Source organism: Rummeliibacillus sp. POC4, from assembly GCF_003576525.1.
GTDB lineage: Bacteria > Bacillota > Bacilli > Bacillales_A > Planococcaceae > Rummeliibacillus.
Map to the genome: position 1 here is coordinate 111,798 of NZ_QWUA01000006.1, position 22,248 is coordinate 134,045.

Here is a 22,248-nt window from a genome sequence, read left to right on the forward strand (position 1 = left end):
TTTTGGAGGAAAACTGTAGGATATGAATAGTGAACAAAATACTCGAGAAAATGTTGTGTCCTTTATTCCAAATGGTGATTTTTATTATAAAAAAGCAGTACAAGCATTAGATCATGATCAAGTTGATAAAGCGCTAAAATATTTAAGAAGAGCAACTGAGTTAAGTCCAGAGGATTCATTAATAATACTACAGTATGCTATTGTTGAAATGGAAGCCGGACGTATCGATCACGCATTAGAATTATTGAAAAAGGCAAATGAAATAGATCCAGAAGAACCTGAAATTTTATTGTTCCTAGCAGAAGCATGTGCACAAGCAGGATTTACTGATGATGCAAAGTATTATGCTGAGGAATATTTGCGCCTTGATGAAATGGGAGAATATGCTGATGAAGCAATTGATATTATCGATTTTGCTAAATCGATGGAAAAGCATATTGCTCCTGAAACCTCTGTAGATAGAGAAGTAGTATATTTACAAGAAAAGGCAAGAAAGTTCATGGAAGAAGGCAAACTTGAAGAAGCCATTACGCTTTTAGAAGATATCATTACGGATCATCCAGATTATTGGGCAGCATATAATAATTTGTCACTTGCGTATTTTTATAAAGGTGATTCAGAACAAGCTAGAACATTATTATATCAAGTGTTACAAGGAAACTATGGTAATTTACATGCACTCTGTAATTTGACTGTTATGGCCTACTATGAAAAAGAGGAAGAGGAGTTACAAGAGTTAACAGAATTACTTGTAAAGCTTTGCCCTTACTCATTTGAACAACGATACAAACTTGGTGCAACCCTTGCATTAATCGGCTGTTACGAAGAAGCGTATAAGTGGTTAAAGAGTCTAAAAAATCATGGCTTTGAAGGAGATTCTGGCTATTATTTTTGGTTATCTCATTCTGCATATTTTTCCGGATTTGAAAAGGAAGCTAGATTGTTTTGGAAACAATTGCTTGAAATCGATCCTGACAAAGTTGGATATGAGCCATGGACATTTGAGCAAGATCAACTTCAGGCCGATTCAATTGAAAGAAATAGAAGTTTTATCATTGAAAAACTAGAAAGTGAGTATAGAAGTGAACGATTGTTAGGCATATTTTTATTGGGGAAATCGCCTTATCAACAAGAAATCGTAGCTCATCCTAATTGGATTAAACTTGAAAATTACACACCACTTGAAAAATTGTATCTAGCTTATTCTTTGGATCATAAATTTCTAGATGATGATCGTACTTTAAAATCATTTTTACATTCAGCAGAGGTTGCTGAGATTTTATATGAAGAAATGAAACCTTTAGATATGAATGATACTTTCTTATTTCAAATGTGGTTTGTTCTATATGAACGTGCTTTTGAAAACGATTATGCGTTTAAAAATCCTAAGGCGCTTGCTGCTGCAACTGAATATATGTATAAATCATCTCGAGTGAAGAATATTACTAAAAAAGAAATAGCTGAATTTTATGGGATTTCCCCAGCCACCCTGACAAAATATGTGAATCAATTGATACAATATTTACCACTATTTGACAAATAACGTATTGTTTATAAGCAGATATCTTGTCATACTGAAAGGCAATCCTCTAAGATAAAGAAAAATAGAATAGCCACAACTTAGGAGGAGCAGATATGTCAGAAGAAAAAATTTATGATGTTGTCATTATCGGTGCTGGTCCTGCAGGAATGACTGCAGCAGTTTATACTTCACGAGGTAATCTTTCAACTTTAATGCTAGAAAGAGGAATTCCTGGAGGACAAATGGCTAATACAGAAGAAGTCGAAAATTATCCAGGCTTTGAGTCAATATTAGGCCCTGAATTATCTACAAAAATGTTCGAACATGCGAAAAAATTTGGAGCAGAATATGCTTACGGCGATGTTACTGAAATTGTAGATGGCGAAGAGTATAAAACGATTAAAGCTGGTACAAAAGAATATAAAACACGTGCAATCATTATTAGTACTGGTGCAGAATATAAAAAAATGGGTGTGCCAGGTGAAAAAGAACTTGGTGGCCGAGGCGTAAGCTATTGTGCTGTTTGTGACGGTGCATTCTTTAAAAACAAAAATTTAATCGTTGTTGGTGGAGGAGACTCTGCAGTCGAAGAAGGTATGTACTTAACTCGTTTTGCAGATAAAGTAACAATTGTACACCGTCGCGATAAATTACGTGCTCAAAAAATTATTCAAGACCGTGCTTTTGCAAATGAAAAAATCGATTTTATCTGGAATAATACAGTAAAAGAAATTCATGAAAAAGATGGCAAGGTAGGTAGCGTAACACTTGTTTCTACAGTCGATGGTACTGAACAAGAAGTACAAGCAGACGGAGTATTTATCTACATTGGTATGTTGCCACTTACAGCTCCTTTTGAAAATCTAGGTATTCTAAGCGAAACTGGCTATATTAAAACTAATGCAGAAATGGAAACTTCTGTACCTGGTATTTACGCTGCAGGTGATGTTCGCGATAAAACATTGCGTCAAATCGTTACAGCAACTGGTGATGGTAGTATTGCAGCACAAGCTGTTCAACACTATGTTGAAGAACTAAAAGAAAAATTCGCAGTAAAATAACTAGCAATATAAAGGGGTCAATATGACATACTAGTGCCAAATGTTGCAGTAGGATGTGTTTTTACTTTCCAAAACATTGATGGGTAGTTGAACCGATAGGGATTTTACAAGGAGTTGTTATTTCTCAAACTAACTTTTCCACTTAAGTTCTTAGTGCCCTCATTAAAGTTGGATAAATTAATTTTACTTTAATATGGTTGTCATCAAGTTGCAATAATAATTGTGTATAGTATGAATTGTAATAACCCCTTTTATAATATTGAACATTGGTATGGCTGTTTCCTTCGGATCACTTGACCGTATGGAGCAGCCTCTTTTTTATAAAATTTCATGTTAAGTATCAGTGTTATAATCAGTTAATCTATCCATTTCATACAACTGGATAGCTGAATTTCTATATTTTGATTATTCTTTTTTACTCAAGCAGTTGAAAACGGTATAATAATTATTATAAGAATTGTTAGAAATGAGGTGTCGTGTGTGCAAAGAATCGCCAATTTGTTAGTTAAAAAAGACGACCAAGTTCTATTATTAAAAAAGCCACGACGCGGTTGGTATGTTGCGCCCGGAGGAAAAATTGAAAGTGGAGAGTCTATTTTCGAAGCAGCAAGCCGTGAATTCCAAGAAGAAACAGGTGCTAAAGCTGTCAAACCACATCTTAAAGGCGTTTATACAATGGTGATAAGACGTGGAGAAGAAGTGGTCAATGAATGGATGCTCTTTACTTTCTTAGCTGAAGATTTGGAAGGAACACCCTATAAAGAAAATCGCGAAGGTTTACTTGAATGGCATCCAGTAGAAGACTTAAATCTTTTGCCTATGGCAGAAGGTGATCGTACAAATCTGTTATTTGCAGTTGAACAAGAAGGTACTCAATACGGAACTTTTACATATACAGAGGATTTCCAATTGTTAGATGAAAAAATTCAGATGTCTTGTGAAGGGGATGAAAGAAATGCCTAATCCACAGTCAGTAAACGAGTTAATAATTATTACAGGAATGTCTGGAGCAGGTAAAACTTTGGCTATTCAAAGTTTTGAGGATCTGGGGTTTTACTGTATCGATAATTTACCGCCAGCATTGTTGCCAACTTTTTTAAATTTAATGAAACAATCAAAAAAAGAAATTTCTCGTATTGCTGCTGTAATGGACCTTCGTGGAGGAGATTTTTTCTCTTCTTTGATCGATGCATTAGATCGAATTGAAAGAGAAGATCTTGTTGCAACTAAAATTTTATTTTTAGATGCAGATGATGAAACGTTAGTTAGACGCTATAAAGAAACTCGTCGTTCTCATCCGTTAGCAGAAAATGGGTTGCCTTTAATGGGCATTAAGTATGAACGAGAATTATTAGCAGAAGTCAAAGAACGTGCGCAATTTATCTATAATACATCAAGTATGAAACCGAGAGAGTTACGCCAGCGGATTATTGCTCAATTTTCTGATGTGGATTCTCGAACATTTACAGTAAATGTTATGTCGTTCGGATTTAAGCACGGTATGCCTATTGATGCAGATTTGGTATTTGACGTTCGTTTTTTACCAAATCCATATTATGTTGAGTCACTTCGTTCTAAAACTGGATTAGATGAGGATGTTTCGTCATATGTATTAAAGTATGATGAAACGAAAGCATTAATCGAAAAGTTAATGGATTTATTTGAATACATGATTCCGCTTTATCAAAAAGAAGGAAAAACACAGTTGGTGATTGCTTTTGGATGTACTGGGGGTCAACATCGTTCAGTTACTTTAGCAGAGTACTTCGGTAATCATCTTGATCAGTTTGCTCCAACCGTGATTACTCATCGTGATATTGCGAAGAGAAAGGGATAGCTGAATGCCAAAACGTCAATCGCGAATAGTCATTATTGGCGGCGGTACAGGGCTTTCTACTCTATTAAGGGGCTTGAAAAAATGCCCAGTAGATTTGACAGCTATTGTAACCGTTGCCGATGATGGCGGAAGCTCAGGTAGAATCCGTGATGACTTTGCAATTCCACCACCAGGGGATATTCGAAATGTTATTGCGGCACTTTCAGAAGTAGAACCATTAGTAGAAGAAATGTTTCAGTATCGTTTTAAGGGAAAAGAAGAATTGGGAGGTCACTCTCTCGGAAACTTGATGTTAACAGCATTAACAGAAATAACTGGCGATTTTTCACATGCAATACGAGAGATGAGTCGTGTATTAAATGTTCATGGTAAAGTTTTACCTGCTGCCAATCAGCGAATTACATTACTTGCTGAGTTGGAGGATGGCACCATTGTGCAAGGCGAATCAAAAATACCTACATTTGGGACTCGTATTAAACGAGTTTTTCTGTCACCACCAGATGTCAAACCGTTGCAAGAAGCGGTGAATGCTATATTACATGCAGATATTATTATCATTGGCCCGGGAAGTTTATATACTAGTATTTTGCCGAACTTATTAGTAGAAGGTATAAAAGAGGCAGTATTAAAAGCAAAAGGACATAAAATATATATATGCAATTTAATGACGCAAGCTGGCGAAACTTCTGGCTATACTGCTGGGGATCATGTGAGAGCGCTTTATGATCATGTTGGTGAAGATTTTATACAAACAATTTTGATCAATAAAGAAGAGGTACCAAAAGCAATACGAGAAGCATATATCAAAGAATCATCAGAACCTGTCCAATTCGATATTGAGCGTTTAGAAAATATGGGTCTCGAAGTTGTAAAAAAAGATATTGCCACGATCCATAATGGTGTTGTACGTCACGAAACCAATAGCGTTGCTGCATGGATTGTAGAATATGCAACAATCTATCAACAAAAGAAGCAATCATTGTCGAATTAGCGTAAAATAGATAATTGAAAGAGAGGGGGAATCTAAATGTCATTTGCTTCGGAAACTAAAAAAGAGCTTACTCAAGTTGAAGCAGAAGATACTAGTTTAAAAGCAGAACTCTCTGCCATTATCCGAATGAACGGTTCTCTGTCTTTTGCTAATCGTCAGTTAAGTCTTGATGTGCAAACTGAAAACGCAGCCATTGCTCGAAGAATGTACACCATTTTGAAAAAATTCTATAATTACCGTATTGAACTTTTAGTACGGAAAAAAATGAGACTGAAAAAAAACAACGTATATATATGTCGGGTTCGTGATGGAGCAAAAGAATTATTAGAAGAGCTACATATTCTCTCAGGTAATTTTCTATTTAATCATACAATTTCAGAAGAGTTGATTAGATTTGAGGCAGATAAAAGGGCATACTTACGAGGAGCCTTTCTAGCTGGAGGCTCTGTTAACAATCCTGAAACTTCCTCCTATCATTTAGAAATATATTCTTTATATAAAGAACATGGAGAAGCTTTGATGGACCTTATGAACCACTTTGATCTTAACGCTAAGACGATTGAAAGAAAAAAAGGGTTTGTAACGTACCTAAAAGAAGCGGAGAAGATTTCAAATTTCCTTAGTCTTGTTGGTGCACATCAAGCTATGCTAAAATTTGAAGATGTACGAATTGTCCGGGATATGCGAAATAGTGTTAATCGACTAGTAAATTGTGAAACAGCTAATTTAAACAAAACAATTGGTGCTGCTATTCGTCAGGTTGAAAATATCCGCTTTATCGACAACATGATTGGTATCGAGCAACTACCCGAGAAATTGCGTGAAATTGCACGATTAAGGGTAGAATATCAAGAAGTAACCTTAAAGGAACTTGGTGAAATGGTATCAACAGGTGTCGTTAGTAAATCGGGTATTAATCACCGCCTTCGAAAAATCGACGAAATTGCCGATGCCCTTCGAAGAGGCGAAAAATTTAAAGAATAGTATCTAACACATATAAACATAAGATAAAAATCTTTTTTATGTAATTTATCATTCCAAAAAGTATAAGAGTTTTTGACTTTGTACTTATTATTAAAGGGGGAGTAATTGTGGTAGAAAAACAAGTAGAAGTAAAACTAAAATCAGGCTTGCAAGCAAGACAAGCAGCATTATTCGTGCAAGAAGCAAATCGTCACACAGCAGATGTGTTTCTTCAAAAGGAAAATAAAAAAGTAAACGCTAAAAGTATTATGGGTATTATGAGTTTAGCGATTGCTAGAGGTACTACCGTCACTCTAAGTGCAGATGGCAATGACGAAGAACAAGCATTAGAAAAACTTGTGAAAATTATTCAAAACGAAGAATAATCATTAATCCAATGAAAAAGCACTCAGTAGCAACTGTATGATTGTTACTGAGTGCTTTTTATTCGTAATAAAGGAAGCATGAGTTGTGCAAAAGGGGTTTCGAGTTGTGCAAAAGGGACTGAGTTGTGCAAAAGAGAGCTTGAGTTGTGCAAAAGGGGTTTCGAGTTGTGCAAAAGGAGATGAGTTGTGCAAAAGGGACTGAGTTGTGCAAAAGAGAGCTTGAGTTGTGCAAAAGGGAGCATGAGTTGTGCAAAAGATCTTCAATTTGCAATAAAATATCCTCTTTCATCTGTTTTAATTCCAGCATCTACAAAAAAAGCAAGACTCAATCAAGAGCCTTGCTTTTTACATGGTGCCTACCTAATTATTTTTTAAGGTCATTACGTTCCATGATTTGGTCGATTAAACCATATTCTTTTGCTTGTTCAGCTGTCATGTAGTTATCACGATCTGTGTCACGAGCAATGATGTCGATTGGTTGGCCAGTACGTTCTGAAAGAATACCATTTAATTTTTCGCGTGTTTTTAAGATATGTTTTGCAGCAATTTCAATTTCTGTTGCTTGACCTTGAGCGCCACCAAGAGGTTGGTGAATCATTACTTCACAGTTTGGTAGAGCAGAGCGTTTGCCTTTTGTACCAGCTGTAAGAAGGAATGAACCCATAGATGCACACATACCCATACCAACTGTTTGTACATCTGGTTTGATAAATTGCATCGTATCATAGATGGCCATACCAGCTGTTACACTACCACCAGGCGAGTTGATATAAAGGAAAATATCTTTTTCAGGATCCTCTGCTTCAAGGAATAATAATTGTGACACAACAGCATTGGCAACATTGTCGTCAATGGCACTGCCAAGCATAATGATGCGGTCTTTCAATAAACGTGAGTAAATGTCGTATGCACGTTCGCCACGGTTTGTTTGTTCAATAACTGTAGGTATTAAATTCATGTAAATAGCCTCCTCAGATTAACAAGGTAATTTTCCATATCCGTATGCTGAAAAATTCCTTTGTTTCAGCTTATTCTTATCATACACATGATGGTCAATAAAGGTCAAATGTTATGATTTCTTTTTTTCTTATGGAATTATATGTGCGCGTTTTTCAATTTCTTCTGCCAAAAAGTATCCACCAGTTTGGGCTTATACAAAAATAAATTGATAGAAGTCAACTAACAAAGTAATATCCAAAAATAATAGCGTACATACATTTAATGGGGACAAAATGAACCCCTTTTTATACGAAATAATCACAGCTATTATTCCATATGAATAAGAAAACCTTCTCAACATAAAAAGGAAAAAATCCCCATATATCGAGAAGGTAAGTATAGTGAAAAAAGTCATTACAGCAGGATTACGCTGTGTTGAACGCATATTAGCAAGTAAATGCAAAATATGAGTATAAATAATGCCCCCGGAGGGAATCGAACCCCCAGCCTAAGAACCGGAATCTTATGTTTTATCCATTAAACTACGGAGGCGAATATGTTGCGACCTTATATATTATATAAGTTTTCTCGAAACAATTCAATAAAGATTTCTCATGTCGTTAATTTACAAGGGATTAATAGTTTATATATAGAAAATATTGTATACTTGTAATATTTATTTTAATATAACAAACTGAAAGGAAGGGACCTATGAATGGGAAAAACAATTAGGACAAAGCTTCTAATTTCTTATTTAATATTTGTGCTTATCATTACATTTACTGATGTTTTATCCATTTTTTAGTTTCTAAAGTAAATAATAATGGTAAAGAAATGTACAACAATCGCGTAGTTCCCCTTACAAGCTTAGTAAGTATAGCTGAGAAAGCGGGAAATGTTCGGTTACAAATGGTACAAGCACTTCTTAGAAAAGATAGCTCAATGACCGAGCAAGCAGTAATGAATTTAAAAGAAATCGATAGCATCATCAATAAATATGAAAAGCATAATCTTGGAAAAGAAGAGAGAAAAGTTTTTGAAAGTTTTAGTGCAGATTGGCATATTTTAGCCAAAGGGTACAGAAAAATATGGCGCTAATGAACAGTGGAGACTGGGAAAATGCAGATAAAGGAATTTTACTCGGAAGAACTGAATATAACACTGCAAATGAAGATTTGCAGAAATTAATCAAAATTAATGAAACGGTTTCAAAAGAAATCATTACTCAAAATAATAATAGCTATTCAACTATTATTACAATTTTAATCAGTTCTTTAATCATATCCATAATCTTTGCAATTATTATTTCTATAGTAATTGGAGATAAATTCTCAAACACTATTAAAACAATCTTACATAGAGTAGTGGAAATTTCTAAAGGAAATTTAACTGGTGAAACCCTTTCAATTAAATCAAGAGATGAATTTGGTCGACTAGCAAAAGCGTTTAATCTTATGCTGGACAACTTAAAAGCTTTAATAAGCGACATCAAATCGACTTCTGAGCAGGTCGCTGTATCGTCTGAAGAGCTAATGGCAAGCAGCGAACAGACAACAGAGGCCACCAATCAAGTAGCTATGTCTATACAAGAAGTATCGAATACAATTGAAACTCAAAGTCAAAATACAGAAAAAAGTGCACATTCAATGGGGGAAATCGCTATTGGTGTACAACGAATTGCAAAATTTACATCTTCAGCAGCAGGAAATATAAAAGAAACTGCCAATCAAGCAAAAAAAGGAGACGAATACATTTATAAAGTGGTCGAACAAATGAAACTAATCCATCAAGAAAATATCAAAACCAAAGACGTGATGGAAAGGTTAGAAGATAGGTCCAAAGAAATTGATAAAATTCTTGATGTAATCACAGAGATTGCAGAACAAACCAATTTACTAGCACTAAATGCAGCTATTGAAGCAGCTCGTGCTGGTGAAAATGGAAAAGGGTTTGCAGTAGTAGCTGAAGAAGTTCGTAAATTAGCTGAAGAATCAAGGCAATCTGCTAGTCAAATTGCAGAAATCATCAAACAAATACAAACGGATACGTTGAGCGCTGCTGAAATAACCAAAAATGGAAACGTAGTAACGAAGAAAGGGTTAAATCTTGTAGATGATACGGGAAGAATATTTAAACAAATTTTAGAACGAATTGAAAATGTAAATGCACAAGCACATGAATATCTGCTGTTTCAGAAGAATTGTCTGCAAGCACTCAGGAAGTCAATATATCCATTGAAAAAGTCAGAACGTCAGCAAAAACAATTTCAGCTAATTCAGAAGAAATTGCTTCTGCGTCAGAAGAACAATTGGCTACAATGGAGGAAGTTGCTTCATCTGCTGCTGCATTAGCAAATTTGGCGGATACGTTGAAAAATTCAGCTAAAAAATTCCAAATATAGTTGGGGAATCTTTTTACGAACAAATCAAACGTCTTCAAAATGATACATGAAAATAGATTAAAATAGAACAAAGAACTCCCTCGTTTTTAAAAGAAGGGAGTTCTTTGTTCATTTAAAATTCTCCAACAGGTATACCTTGAAAGACATATAGAAAAATGTCGCCTTTGCCCATAAAAGCTCGATTGGTTCCGCTAAACCCTAAGTGGGGAGAAGAAACCCCACTTAGGGAAGTTTCACAAATAGCTTCTTTCTGAAAAAACTGTGTATAAGGTGCATATTCTTTTCTCTTTTTGTCAAAACTCTGTATATCAAAGAAGAGTTAGAAGGTTTTATACGATGAAAAATATGGAATCGATCAGTATTTTGCATGCACTGCTGTTGGTGATGACATTTATAGGACTAAAAAATCATGTCACCATTATTCCTTCTATTTTAAAGGCTGTTGGAAGAGATGGATGGGCATCTGTTTTAGGTGCAACAATCAGTACGTTTTTTTGGTTGTTTCTTTTAGTATATATTCACAATAAAACAAAACAAGGATCGGTTCGAGAGTGGCTACAGCAAAAAATAGGTAAAGTTGGTGCTACCATTGTTTTATATATAATCGCCTATTTTTTAATCATTCTAGCGGCTTTTACGATGCGAGAAACTTTACTATGGATTTCTACTACTTTTTTACCTGAGACCCCTATGCTTTTTTTATTTCTTCTGTATCTTCTTCTAACGGTTTATCTTGCAACAGCAGGATTAACAGCCATTACGATTGCCAATACACTGGTTTTAGCAGGTGTCATTATACTAGGGTTCTTTATTTCAATTGTCAATCAGAAAGTAAAGGATTATGAGTTACTTCTTCCTTTCTTTGAACATGGTATAAATCCTATTCTAAAAGGCATGATTTATCCAGCATCTGGTTTTGTCGAATTATTGATCTTACTCTTTTTACAACATAAAATAAAAAATCAGATGAAGTGGTATCATTTTGCCATTATACTGCTCATACTAACAGGGCTAACATGTGGACCACTTGTCGGTGCGATTACAGAATTTGGTCCCGTTGAGGCCGCAAAACAAAGATATCCTGCCTATGAAGAGTGGGGGTTAGGATCCATTGGTCGATTTATCGAGCATATGGACTTCTTCTCCATTTATCAATGGTTAACAGGTACGTTTATAAGAGTAGGTTTTCTTCTATATATCAGCGCAGAGCTTTTAAATTTAACAGAAAATAAAAAAGAATTTTGGAAGAAGCTAGCGCCGCCATTTGCCATTATTTGCTTATCGCTAGTTCTAATCAAGGATACCACTTTTCTAAAGTTAAACGAATACTATTTGTTAATCGTTACATTTATCTTTTTTGTATCACTATCCATCTTTTTTTCAGTTGTTGCAATGTTTTCGAAAAAATCAACAAATAAAGATCCAACTGGTCAAGAAAGTGGTGAACAACAATCGAAACAAACAGAAGCACGATAACCATTCATACACTACAGCAAATGTTTCAAAAATCTGAAGATATAAAATTTCAGCAGTATCACTTTGACGGGCATACGATTCATATGATTATTTGTGAGGCAATGGTAGATTATCAATTATTAAATGAAATGATTGTGCCACGTGTTGGTTATTATTGTAGCCATTTAACGGATGAGCTATTTGAGCAGCAAACACTTTCCCATTTATATATTCCCCAACTAAAAAAAGTGGAGAATAAGGAAGAAGCCATTTTACTAGCGTATACAGGATTTGTACTAATTCTATTTGAAGAGGAATCAATCCTTTTTTCCAGTAATATTCAAAAAAAACCAAATCGTAATCCGGAAGAAACGCGTACAGAAATAACAGTAAAAGGACCGAGGGATAATTTTATCGAAGATTTATCGGTCAATATTGCTTTAATCAGAAAACGGATGCCCACCAATTCTTTGTGCGTTGAAAAATTTGAAGTAGGAAAACGTACAAAAACTTCAGTCGGCTTGCTGTATCTTGATGATGTTGTCAACAAAGATACTTTAAATGAATTAAAAAACCAAATCAGTAAGATTGATAAAGATATTTTAATTAGTGGTGATGAGTTTATGGATCATATCAATAAAGCCTCACCACTTTTTCCAAGACATGAATATACAGGTAGGGCAGATTACGCCATTCAAGCATTAGTAAGGGGAAGATTTATTCTTTTTGTGGATGGTACAGCTTATGGGGTGATAACACCTGCTAATTTATTTCTGCTACTGAAAACGAGTGAAGATAATGAATACCCGTCTATTTTTGGATCTATTGAGCGAATGATGCGTATTATAGGCATATTAATTAGTATCTTTTTACCTGCATTTTGGTTAGCGTTGACCACATTTCATCAAAACCAAGTGCCTTTTCAATTATTGGCGACTGTGGTACAGGCAAATACTGGGCTTCCATTACCTACTGCCTTGGAAATGTTATTAATGCTGGGGATGTTTGAGCTATTTCGAGAGGCAGGGCTGCGACTACCATTGGTATTGGGAGGAACTATTGGCGTGGTAGGGGGATTAATCATTGGAGATGCCGTGATACAAGCAGGGATGACGAGTCCAGCGATGGTTGTTATTATGGCAACGTCTACGATTGCTTCTTTTACACTTGTCAACCAATCTGTTGTAACTGCTGTCAGTGTCTTAAGAATCTTTGTGATTACACTAACTGCTTTTTTGGGGTTATTCGGTTTCTTTGTATCCTTTTATTTTATCATCGTTTATCTATCAAAAATAAAAATATTTGGAGTGCCATATATGAATTTAGCCATTGATTTGAGTTGGGATAATGTGACGAAAACTTTATTCCGTTTACCGACAAAAGCGTATAATACACGACCAACCATGCTAAAAACAGAAGATAGTACACGAAGTAAAAAAGGAAAGAAAAATGAATAAGAGAATATTACTAATCATCATGCTATGTTCACTCTTGCTTTCTGGATGCTGGGATTCGAATGAAGCTGGGCGAATGTTTTACCTTTTCGGAATCGGTGTTGATTACAAAGATGGAGAATATAAAGTCTATGCGCAATTGATCGATTTTGCAAGCATTGCAAGGTCTGTGCAACCACCGAATCCTGATATTGTTCAATCAGTAGTAGGTGAAGCAAATGGAAAAACGGTCAATGAAGCATTTAATAATTTGTATAACTCGTTGGATGAGGAGTTATATTGGGGGCATATTACTTATTTAGTTTTTTCAAATGATCTGTTAGAGCAAGGCAAATTGAATCCTGTGATTAATGCTTTTATACAATTTCATGATACACGTTATCAGACGTGGGTTTTTAGTACCAAAGAATCTATTCGGAAAATCATGTTAGCAAAGCCAGTCTTAAACAAAGCCATTTCACTATCAAAATTAGCGTACCCCATTAATTCCTATAAACAGCATTCCTTTATTGAACCTTTAAATTTAAGAAAACTGATCATCAATATGGATGAACCAAGTCATCAGACCAATATTCCTTTAGTATCACTGATCAGTAATTGGGAAACTTATAAAAGCGATGATACAGAAACATTAATAAATGGCGTGAGTGTTGTTACACCTAAAAATGTACTAGGTGAGCTAAAAAATGAGCAAGCTCAAGGATTGCAGTGGTTGTCTGATGAAACGATACGTGCCGGATTATCTGTAGATATAGCTGATGGGCAGGAGGACGATGAGAAAAATAGGATTTCAGTGGTTATTGAGAAAATGAAGGCAAAAGTGATACCTATTATTAGTAGTAGTCAGGTTCGATTTGATATTCATCTTGATATGGTAGCACTCCTTAGTGGATATAGAGGGGATATAAGTGTAGCTGAAATACAAAAAGCGGTGAAAAAGAGAGTGGAACAACAAATCCAGACAACGTATCAAGAAAGCGTGAAATTCGATTCAGATGTTTATCGACTCTCTGAATATCTATACCGTAAGCATCTGAAAACATGGAAAAAATTTGAACGTAACGGAAGAATCGAGCTGACAAATGATTCGCTTCGAAATATAACTGCTGAAGTTCGGGTGACTTCAGGAAGAAAATCCTTTAAAAATACCATTGAAAACTAAATGTATTGGTGTTTTTTGAAAAAGGGCTATTCAAAAAACTGAATAGTCCTTTTTACTATTCCTCTGAATGTTGTGCATAAATTTCTAAAAGCCTCCAGATGTGATTGGCAATTTCTCGTGATTCTGCAGCATGGGTTGTATTTGAGAATGCTTTTCGGAAAGGCGTAAGAAGCGCTTTTAGAATATAAACTTTTGTAGGCTCGCTCTGTAATTCATGTAAGATGTAATGAGCGAATTCCTTTCCATCTTTTGGGTCTTCATCCTTTAAAATTTCTATAAATCCACTCAATTGATGCATAACAGTATCTTTGCTTAGTACAATTTGTTCTACACTATTTTTGATGCGTTGAATGGTTTCAATATTTATGATGACTTCTTTTGTTTCTAGCATTCTTGGAATAATGGCGTCAATATTTCGTAGTGCCATTTTAATGACAGACTCTGGATTTATTTGATGTTCTTTTGCTATTTTCAATGTTCGAAGTGTTTGATGAATCATGGCAAAAGTTTGAATGGCACACTCATAACTTAATTCATTGATTTTCTCACCATAAACTTCCACTAATCTTGAAGCAAGCCATTCAATTTCTTGAAGATGGTGTTTCATGACCGCTTTTTGTAAATCCTTATCATTTGAATGATAAATGGCTTCAAAAATTTGTAATAGATTTTGCTCACGATTAATATGCATAAGTACTGCAATTTGTTTGGACAAAATTTCGATATCTCTTGGATCTTGATCAACAGCAAGTTCATATCTACGAATACTTGCTTCTTCACGACTTTCTCTCAAAATAGCGATGAAGCACTCATTTTTGGAAGTGAAATAATTGTAAAAAGTTCCCTTTGAAATTTTCGCTTCTTGAATAATATCTATAATAGAAGTTTCATAGAATCCCTTTTGGATAAATAAACTTCGTGCTACATCCAATACTTTTCTTTTTCGTGTATTCATATTGTCACCTTTTTACTAATTTATACTCCAATTCTAAATCAAAAACGCTTTCATATCAATGTTTTAAAATGAATAAAATTTTTTGTTTAAAAAAAATAGACTGCCAGTATAAAATAGAAATCACTGCTATGAAAAAGATAACGATAAAGAAAGAGTGAGAGAGTTTATGGGAAACGAAACATTAAAAAAACCACCTTATGCCATGGAGGCCACTGAAAAAGTCCTTTCTGATTTTTGTTGCGAGTATGAGAACGATCAATTCGTTCTCATACTCGCTTTTTCATTTGAAGCCGTGGATTTCCGTTCCAGGCAGTCGCTTTCCGCGGGCACGGCTTCAATCTCCTCGTCACTTCGTTCCTGCGGGGCTTTCAGCTCGCGCTGTTCCCGCTGGAGTCGCTGCCTTCCACTCCAATCCACTATGTTCTCCTTTTTTAAGAGATTTTTCCGTTCAAAAAAGCAACTCCTTTCCTGTATAATTAAATGAAGTAAATGTAGGTGGTGTACCCAATGATTTCAAACCAAGAATCTCTCAATCTTAGCCCATTCATGGCAATATACGATATGGTGGTGCCTAAGGAAAATATGCTTCGAAAAATCAATGAACTTGTAGATTTTACTTTTATCCTCGAAGAACTGAAAACAAAATATTGTCTTGATAATGGTCGCAATGCAGTGTCACCCATTCGCATGTTCAAATATCTATTGCTTAAATCCATTTTTGATTTATCAGATGTAGATGTAGTAGAACGTTCTAAATATGATATGTCGTTTAAATATTTCCTCGATATGGCTCCAGAAGATTCTGTGATTGACCTAAGTTCTCTAACAAAATTTCGAAAACTCCGTCTTCCAGATGAGGGTTTATTAGATATGCTAATTGGGAAAACAGTTGAGATTGCATTGGAAAAAGAACTCATTAAAAGTAAATCAATCATTGTGGATGCCACACATACGAAAGCACGTTATAATCAAAAATCACCGAAAGAATTTTTACAAGAAAAATCCAAAACTGTTCGAAAAGCTGTCTATCAAATCGATGAATCGATGAAAACAAAATTCCCACCGAAAACTACTTCTAACGAAGTGAAGGATGAATTGAATTATTGTCGTCAAGTGATTACTGTTATTGAAACAGAACCACACATAGCTGAGATTCCTGCCGTTAAGGAAAAATTAAATGTGCTAAAGGAAGTAGTAGAAGATTACACAGAACAACTTAGCTATTCCAATGATCCAGATGCACGTGTTGGACACAAAACTGCCGACTCTTCTTTCTTTGGCTACAAAACGCATATTGCGATGAGTGATGAACGAATTATTACAGCTGCTATTGTGACAACAGGAGAAAAAAGTGATGGAAAATACCTACAAGAGTTAATTGAAAAAAGCCAAGAAACAGGGATGAAAGTTGAGACAGTCATTGGAGACACAGCTTATTCTGAAAAAGATAACATTCGCTATGCAAAGGAAAATAATTTTGAATTAGTATCAAAATTAAACCCGCAAATTACACAAGGCGCTCGAACGAAAGAAGAAGAATTTGAATTTAATAAAGATGCAGGGATGTATGTTTGTAAAGCTGGTCATATGGCCATTCGGAAAGCACGAACAAATAAGAAAAACGTAGGAAAAAATCAAAGACAAACTTATTATTTTGATATTGAAAAATGTAAAGTTTGTCCTTACAGTGAAGGTTGTTTTAAAAAAGGAGCGAAAAGTAAGACTTATTCTACGACAATCAAATCAACGGAACACAAAGACCAGGAAGTATTCCAAGAAACCGATGAATTTAAAAGAAAAGCAAAATCTCGCTATAAAGTTGAAGCGAAAAATAGTGAACTCAAACATAGACATGGATATGATACAGCATCATCATCAGGTCTATTTGGTATGGAGATTCAAGGAGCTACAGCGATATTTGTAGTCAACCTCAAGCGAATACTAAAACTTCTGAGCGAAAAAGAGTAAAAAAGAGAGGAAGAAAAAGGCAAATTGTCGTCCAAATAAGACGGCGATTTGCCTTTTTTGTATTGAATTTCATTTACACAACTAAAAAACGTAAGTTTTTCAGGGGCCTCACTTTTATCGAGAGCTTTTCTTTTTATGTGTTAATTAAATTGAGATGGTTGGTGAGAAATATTTGAGGTTGCTTCGCCAAAACTATTTGTCAATGATGCCATATCTTGAGGGGAAAGCTGAGGTACTTGGTAGTAGCCTTTTCTGTTTTGGTAAATTGACACTTCGTATGCCATTTCGATGCAGTTTGGAATCGAGTCGGCAAGTACACGGCGAACAACTGGATTTGTTGTTTCTAATGCTGTGGCAAGTTTAACAGCAGCTGTCTCTTTATGGATTCCAAGAAGATAGCCAGAAATAATTTCATCACTTATTTCGCTGGCTTGAGTAATTGGTTTCTTTGGCTGTCCAGCTTGAATTCCATAGGTAAATTTGTTATTTTCCTTCATTTCATAGTGACCAGTTGGACGAGAAGGATCACGACCCGTTTTGAATGATTCCACCAATATATTGTATTCGCCTAAGCTAAATTGGTATTGGCGGTCTAAGATATCGCGCAGTTCAGTATCTTGGATTTGATCACGTAATAGTACGCACTGGTTTAATCCACCTACAATTGTAGATAGAGTTTCATGCATATCCATTATTTCGTGGCCACCATGATTAAACTTAGCTGAATCCGCATGATACATTGGATCATTTGTCTGATTTTGTGATTGTTGTTGAGACAAAATATAACCTCCTTTTTTTATTAAGCGCTTGTTGTCAAGCAGAGATAGTATGGACTACGAGTGAATTTCAATACATATAAAATGAAAAATTTCAAAATACAATTCGTATACTATAACTGCGTTTTTAATATCAGTAATTTTTTCATATTGCTTTGTGGATGGAAAATAAATGAAGCTTGTTAGTTATTTATGTAGCGTATGTTTTTGATGTTCAATGGACAATATTATAACTATTAGTATTCAACGCAAGAATTTATTTGTATAATAGGATTTGTTTGACAATACTGTTGATATTTCATAAGTTTCGCTACAGACGGATGCTTTCCGTGTACGAACCGACGAGCTTTCCTGCGGGAGTTAACGCCTTTCGCTCAAGTAAGATGTTTTAAGCGACATAAAAGAAATATCAAAAGAGAGGAACATTATAATGATGGAAATTATATACTATAGTAGACCGAACTGCGGTCTTTGTGAAGATGGTAAACAAATGCTTAATTTAATGCGTGAAGATATTCCTTTTCAGGTTAAAGAAGTGAATATAGAAGAGGATGATGAACTTCATAAAAAATATATGATGATGATTCCTGTTGTTGAAAAGGATGGGCAGATTATTCAGTATGGCGTACTGGATTATGTGACGCTGTTAGAAGGAATCAGTGCAAATTAGGATAGGCGGTATTGTCTATTCTATTCGTTTTTTGGGTGAAATTAAGTTGCACATGATGACATGAAATTGTATACTCGAGTCAAGAAATATATTTTTTTATAGCAAATGGGACGTTTTATAAAACATAGGGATAAAATTTATCCCACAAAAGGAGAACTAACGACATGACTACATTGTCAGAGGCACAATTGAAAATAATGCCGGAAATGTCTGCGTTTCTGCATACTCGTTATCGCTTTTTACAAATGATTGAGATGTTGGGGCCGATAGGTCGTAGAGGGCTTGCTGAGCAACTTTCTGTGGCAGAACGTGAAGCTCGTAAGGAAACAGATTTGTTACGAGAGCAAGGTCTTATTATCGCTAGTCGATCGGGTATGAGAATTTCTGAATTAGGCATGGAAGTACTAGAAGTTTTAAAACCCCTTTTTTATGAGTGGTCTGGTATTACAGATTTGGAAAAACAACTTACTCGAATACTTGGAATTCAAAACGTAATTATTGTAGATGGAAATATGGATGAAGTTCCTTCTATTAAATTTTTACTAGGTTTGGAAGCAGCAAAACACTTAGAATCGGTAGCGAGTAAGAGCAAAATTGTCGCTGTAACAGGTGGAAGCACGCTTGCTGCAATAGCGGATAGCCTTACTCCCTCAGAAAATTTAGCTGGTTTGAAGTTTATAGCAGCTAGAGGTGGTATGGGCGTTGACATGAGATTACAAGCGAATACCATTGCCGCAACATTTGCAAGTAATACAGATAACACATATCGTACATTGTATTTACCTGAAAATTTAAGTGAGCCAGCTTATCGAGCACTTAGCGAGGAGCCTATTGTCAAGGAAATGATAGACCTTTACGACCATACAGACGTTGTCATTCATGGTATCGGTTCAGCTTTAGAAATGGCAATTAGACGAGAGTCCACAGAAGAGGAACAACATTCTCTAGTCGAAAAAGGAGCTGTCAGTGAAGCCTTTGGATATTATTTTGATGAAGAGGGCAATGTAGTTCAAAGAATACGAACTGTTGGGATTCAACTAGAGCAAGTAAACAGATGTCAAAGTATTATTGCAGTTGCTGGGGGTAAGAATAAGGCTAAAGCAATTCTTTCTTACTTTAAGCATGGGGCAAAACAATCTGTTTTAATAACAGATTCAGCTGCTGCTACGGAAATGATTCACTTATTAAAATAACAAATACATTATATGGAGGAAGAGATTATGACTTTAAAACTAGCGATTAATGGATTTGGAAGAATTGGACGATTGGTATTTCGAACAGCTATAAAGCGACAAGATATTGAAATTGTTGCTGTAAATGATCTTACTGATGCAGCAATGCTTGCACATCTTTTAAAATACGATTCAATCCATGGGACATTTGATGTAGAAGTGACATCAGAAGGTGATTACCTTGTTGTAGATGGCAAAAATGTACGTGTCTATGCTGAAACAGATCCTGCAAATCTTCCGTGGAGAGATTTAGACGTTGATATTGTAGTCGAATCCACAGGTCGCTTTACGAACTATGAAGCAGCCCATAAACACGTGGAAGCAGGCGCTAAAAAAGTAATCGTATCTGCTCCAGGCAAAGAAATGCCAACTTATGTAATGGGTGTTAATCATGAAAATTATGATGCAACACATGATGTTATCGTTTCAAACGCTTCTTGTACAACAAACTGTTTAGCGCCAGTAGCAAAAGTATTAGACGAACAGTTCGGTATTAAACGAGGTATGATGACAACTGTCCACTCATACACAAATGATCAAAGAATCTTAGATCTACCACACAAAGATTACCGTCGTGCTCGTGCAGCTGCTCAGTCTATGATTCCAACTACTACTGGAGCTGCAGTTGCAGTAGCAAAAGTATTGCCACAGCTTAAAGGAAAATTGGATGGTATGGCAATCCGTGTCCCAACACCAAATGTATCTTTAGTAGACTTAGTTGTAGAATTAGAAAAAGAAGTAAATGCTGAAACAGTAAACGAAGCATTAAGAGAAGCTTCAGAACATGAACTAAAAGGCATTTTAGCTTATTCTGAACTTCCACTAGTTTCGATTGATTATAACGGTAATTTGTCTTCTTCAACTGTTGATAGTTTATCAACAATGGTTCTTGAAGGAAATCTTGTAAAAGTATTAGCTTGGTATGACAACGAATCAGGTTATTCTACTCGCGTAGTAGATTTAGCAGAATACATGGCTGAACAAGGATTGTAATTGAAAAAATATAGCCATATAGTTTTTATACGTATATAATGTATTAGGGAAAAAGGAGAAGCGGTTTGATACTTCTCCTTTTTTTATGAAATAACCTTGCTTTTACGATAGAATATAACAGAGTTTATGAAATAAGTAAGCGCTTTATTGTAGCTTGTGTAGAACAATGTCGAAAAATTAAAATATTTGAAGAAGCTATATCGATTCATCATAATATAATTGATGTAAAACACTTATTTTCATTATTATTAAAAGGTTATGAACAATTGGGGAGGCACAATTATGTATAAAAAAAAGACGATGAAAGATATTGAAGTAACAGGAAAACGCGTATTTGTACGTGTGGATTTTAATGTTCCCATGGAAGAAGGGAAAATCACTGATGATACTCGCATTAGAGCAGCGCTTCCTACGATCACTTATTTAGTTGAAAAAGGGGCAAAGGTGATTTTAGCTAGTCATTTAGGACGTCCAAAAGGTGAAGTGAAAGAAGAACTTCGATTAACAGCAGTAGGAGAACGTCTTTCAGAGCTTATGGGTAAAGTTGTTACAAAATTAGATGAATCCATCGGTGAATCGGTAGAAAAAGTAGTAGGAAACATGAATGATGGTGATATCGTTCTATTAGAGAATGTTCGCTTCCATAAAGGTGAAGAAAAAAATGATCCTGCACTTGCTGAAAGTTTCGCAAAATTAGCAGATATATATATCAATGACGCATTTGGTGCTGCTCACCGTGCACATGCAACAACATCAGGGATTGCAAACTATTTGCCAGCGGTTTCTGGACTTTTAATGGAAAAAGAAATCGATGTTCTAGGTAAAGCATTGTCAAATCCAGAACGCCCATTCACTGCTATCATCGGTGGTGCAAAGGTTAAAGATAAAATTGGAGTTATTGAAAATCTTCTAGAAAAAGTAGATCACCTTATTATCGGTGGTGGTTTGTCTTATACTTTCTCACGAGCACAAGGTTATGACATTGGTAAGTCTTTATTAGAAGAAGATAAGATTGATCTTGCAAAATCATTTATCGAAAAAGCAGCTGATAACGGTGTTGATATACATATGCCAGTAGATGCTGTTGTTGCAAATGAATTTTCAAAAGATGCCGAAACAAAAATAGTTGATATTGATCAAATTCCAAGTGACTGGATGGGACTTGATATCGGCCCTAAAACAGCAGCAGAATATGCAGAAGTTATTAAAAATTCAAAACTTATCATGTGGAATGGCCCAATGGGTGTATTTGAAATGGATGCTTTTGCAAACGGTACAAAAGCAGTTGCACAAGCAATGGCAGAAACAAATGGATATACAATTATTGGTGGCGGTGATTCTGCTGCAGCAGTTGAAAAATTTAAAGTTGCAGATAAGATGGATCACATTTCTACAGGTGGAGGAGCTTCACTAGAATTTATGGAAGGTAAAGCATTGCCTGGAGTAATCGCGTTAAATGACAAATAATTTATAATATGGAGGT

The 22,248-nt window shown here is 35.3% G+C and carries 21 protein-coding genes and 1 tRNA gene; 18 read left to right on the top strand and 4 right to left on the bottom strand.

Annotated features, from left to right (window positions below; genetic code table 11):
• The first annotated feature begins 22 nt into the window (after positions 1 to 22).
• From D1606_RS03425 to D1606_RS03460, 8 genes are all read left to right on the top strand, one after another.
• Entirely contained in the window at positions 23 to 1,543 is a 1,521-nt protein-coding gene (locus D1606_RS03425) for a tetratricopeptide repeat protein (protein ID WP_119414606.1), read from the top strand.
• A gap of 92 nt (positions 1,544 to 1,635) precedes the next feature.
• Entirely contained in the window at positions 1,636 to 2,583 is a 948-nt protein-coding gene (gene trxB / locus D1606_RS03430) for a thioredoxin-disulfide reductase (RefSeq protein ID WP_119414607.1), read from the top strand.
• A gap of 480 nt (positions 2,584 to 3,063) precedes the next feature.
• Positions 3,064 to 3,546, top strand: coding sequence for an NUDIX hydrolase (locus D1606_RS03435; RefSeq protein ID WP_119414608.1), 483 nt, complete (start codon positions 3,064 to 3,066; stop codon positions 3,544 to 3,546).
• Positions 3,539 to 4,420, top strand: a complete 882-nt coding sequence (gene rapZ / locus D1606_RS03440) for an RNase adapter RapZ (RefSeq protein ID WP_119414609.1) — start codon at positions 3,539 to 3,541, stop codon at positions 4,418 to 4,420. The genes D1606_RS03435 and rapZ overlap by 8 nt, the downstream gene beginning before the upstream one ends.
• A 4-nt stretch (positions 4,421 to 4,424) precedes the next feature.
• Positions 4,425 to 5,411 carry a gluconeogenesis factor YvcK family protein gene (locus D1606_RS03445; protein ID WP_119414610.1) on the top strand — a complete coding sequence of 329 codons (987 nt, stop codon included), beginning with the start codon at positions 4,425 to 4,427 and terminating at the stop codon, positions 5,409 to 5,411.
• A 36-nt stretch (positions 5,412 to 5,447) separates the two neighbouring features.
• Entirely contained in the window at positions 5,448 to 6,395 is a 948-nt protein-coding gene (gene whiA, locus D1606_RS03450; protein ID WP_119414611.1) for a DNA-binding protein WhiA, read from the top strand.
• Between the two features lie 107 nt (positions 6,396 to 6,502).
• On the top strand, positions 6,503 to 6,760 hold the full coding sequence (locus D1606_RS03455) for an HPr family phosphocarrier protein (RefSeq protein ID WP_119414612.1): 258 nt from the start codon (positions 6,503 to 6,505) through the stop codon (positions 6,758 to 6,760).
• A gap of 186 nt (positions 6,761 to 6,946) precedes the next feature.
• Positions 6,947 to 7,135 carry a hypothetical protein gene (locus D1606_RS03460; RefSeq protein ID WP_119414613.1) on the top strand — a complete coding sequence of 63 codons (189 nt, stop codon included), beginning with the start codon at positions 6,947 to 6,949 and terminating at the stop codon, positions 7,133 to 7,135.
• Here the strand turns inward: D1606_RS03460 and clpP are convergent.
• Both clpP and D1606_RS03470 read right to left on the bottom strand, forming a co-directional pair.
• Positions 7,125 to 7,718: an ATP-dependent Clp endopeptidase proteolytic subunit ClpP gene (gene clpP, locus D1606_RS03465; RefSeq protein ID WP_119414614.1), complete on the bottom strand. Its 594-nt coding sequence runs from the start codon at positions 7,716 to 7,718 to the stop codon at positions 7,125 to 7,127. The two genes, D1606_RS03460 and clpP, sit on opposite strands and share 11 nt — an antisense overlap.
• A gap of 461 nt (positions 7,719 to 8,179) precedes the next feature.
• Positions 8,180 to 8,251: transfer RNA gene (locus D1606_RS03470), tRNA-Arg, on the bottom strand.
• A 240-nt stretch (positions 8,252 to 8,491) separates the two neighbouring features.
• Between D1606_RS03470 and D1606_RS03475 the strand changes: the two genes are divergently transcribed.
• From D1606_RS03475 to D1606_RS03495, 5 genes are all read left to right on the top strand, one after another.
• Complete coding sequence (locus D1606_RS03475; RefSeq protein WP_255416295.1) at positions 8,492 to 8,797, top strand: MCP four helix bundle domain-containing protein; 306 nt, start codon at positions 8,492 to 8,494, stop codon at positions 8,795 to 8,797.
• On the top strand, positions 8,788 to 10,050 hold the full coding sequence (locus tag D1606_RS03480; RefSeq protein WP_119414616.1) for a methyl-accepting chemotaxis protein: 1,263 nt from the start codon (positions 8,788 to 8,790) through the stop codon (positions 10,048 to 10,050). Before D1606_RS03475 ends, D1606_RS03480 begins: the two co-directional genes overlap by 10 nt.
• A gap of 386 nt (positions 10,051 to 10,436) precedes the next feature.
• A complete protein-coding gene (locus D1606_RS03485) occupies positions 10,437 to 11,576 on the top strand; it encodes a GerAB/ArcD/ProY family transporter (protein WP_119414617.1) in 1,140 nt (379 codons plus the stop codon).
• 20 nt (positions 11,577 to 11,596) lie between these two features.
• Complete coding sequence (locus D1606_RS03490; RefSeq protein WP_119414618.1) at positions 11,597 to 13,012, top strand: spore germination protein; 1,416 nt, start codon at positions 11,597 to 11,599, stop codon at positions 13,010 to 13,012.
• A complete protein-coding gene (locus D1606_RS03495; RefSeq protein ID WP_119414619.1) occupies positions 13,005 to 14,171 on the top strand; it encodes a Ger(x)C family spore germination protein in 1,167 nt (388 codons plus the stop codon). Before D1606_RS03490 ends, D1606_RS03495 begins: the two co-directional genes overlap by 8 nt.
• Before the next feature lie 55 nt (positions 14,172 to 14,226).
• Here D1606_RS03495 and D1606_RS03500 read toward each other — a convergent pair whose 3' ends face one another.
• Positions 14,227 to 15,126, bottom strand: coding sequence for a TetR/AcrR family transcriptional regulator (locus D1606_RS03500; protein ID WP_119414620.1), 900 nt, complete (start codon positions 15,124 to 15,126; stop codon positions 14,227 to 14,229).
• Positions 15,127 to 15,633: 507 nt separating this feature from the next.
• Between D1606_RS03500 and D1606_RS03505 the strand changes: the two genes are divergently transcribed.
• On the top strand, positions 15,634 to 17,094 hold the full coding sequence (locus D1606_RS03505; protein WP_119414621.1) for an IS1182 family transposase: 1,461 nt from the start codon (positions 15,634 to 15,636) through the stop codon (positions 17,092 to 17,094).
• A 140-nt stretch (positions 17,095 to 17,234) separates the two neighbouring features.
• Here D1606_RS03505 and D1606_RS03510 read toward each other — a convergent pair whose 3' ends face one another.
• Complete coding sequence (locus D1606_RS03510; RefSeq protein ID WP_369973738.1) at positions 17,235 to 17,873, bottom strand: spore coat protein; 639 nt, start codon at positions 17,871 to 17,873, stop codon at positions 17,235 to 17,237.
• A gap of 427 nt (positions 17,874 to 18,300) precedes the next feature.
• Here D1606_RS03510 and D1606_RS03515 point away from each other — a divergent pair, with 427 nt between their 5' ends.
• From D1606_RS03515 to D1606_RS03530, 4 genes are all read left to right on the top strand, one after another.
• Positions 18,301 to 18,540: a glutaredoxin family protein gene (locus D1606_RS03515; RefSeq protein ID WP_369973740.1), complete on the top strand. Its 240-nt coding sequence runs from the start codon at positions 18,301 to 18,303 to the stop codon at positions 18,538 to 18,540.
• A gap of 164 nt (positions 18,541 to 18,704) precedes the next feature.
• Positions 18,705 to 19,733 (top strand): sugar-binding transcriptional regulator, encoded by a 1,029-nt coding sequence (locus D1606_RS03520; protein ID WP_119414622.1) that lies wholly within the window; start codon positions 18,705 to 18,707, stop codon positions 19,731 to 19,733.
• Positions 19,734 to 19,760: 27 nt separating this feature from the next.
• Positions 19,761 to 20,765: a type I glyceraldehyde-3-phosphate dehydrogenase gene (gap, locus tag D1606_RS03525; protein WP_119414623.1), complete on the top strand. Its 1,005-nt coding sequence runs from the start codon at positions 19,761 to 19,763 to the stop codon at positions 20,763 to 20,765.
• 282 nt (positions 20,766 to 21,047) lie between these two features.
• A complete protein-coding gene (locus D1606_RS03530; RefSeq protein ID WP_119414624.1) occupies positions 21,048 to 22,232 on the top strand; it encodes a phosphoglycerate kinase in 1,185 nt (394 codons plus the stop codon).
• The last annotated feature ends 16 nt before the right edge of the window (positions 22,233 to 22,248 follow it).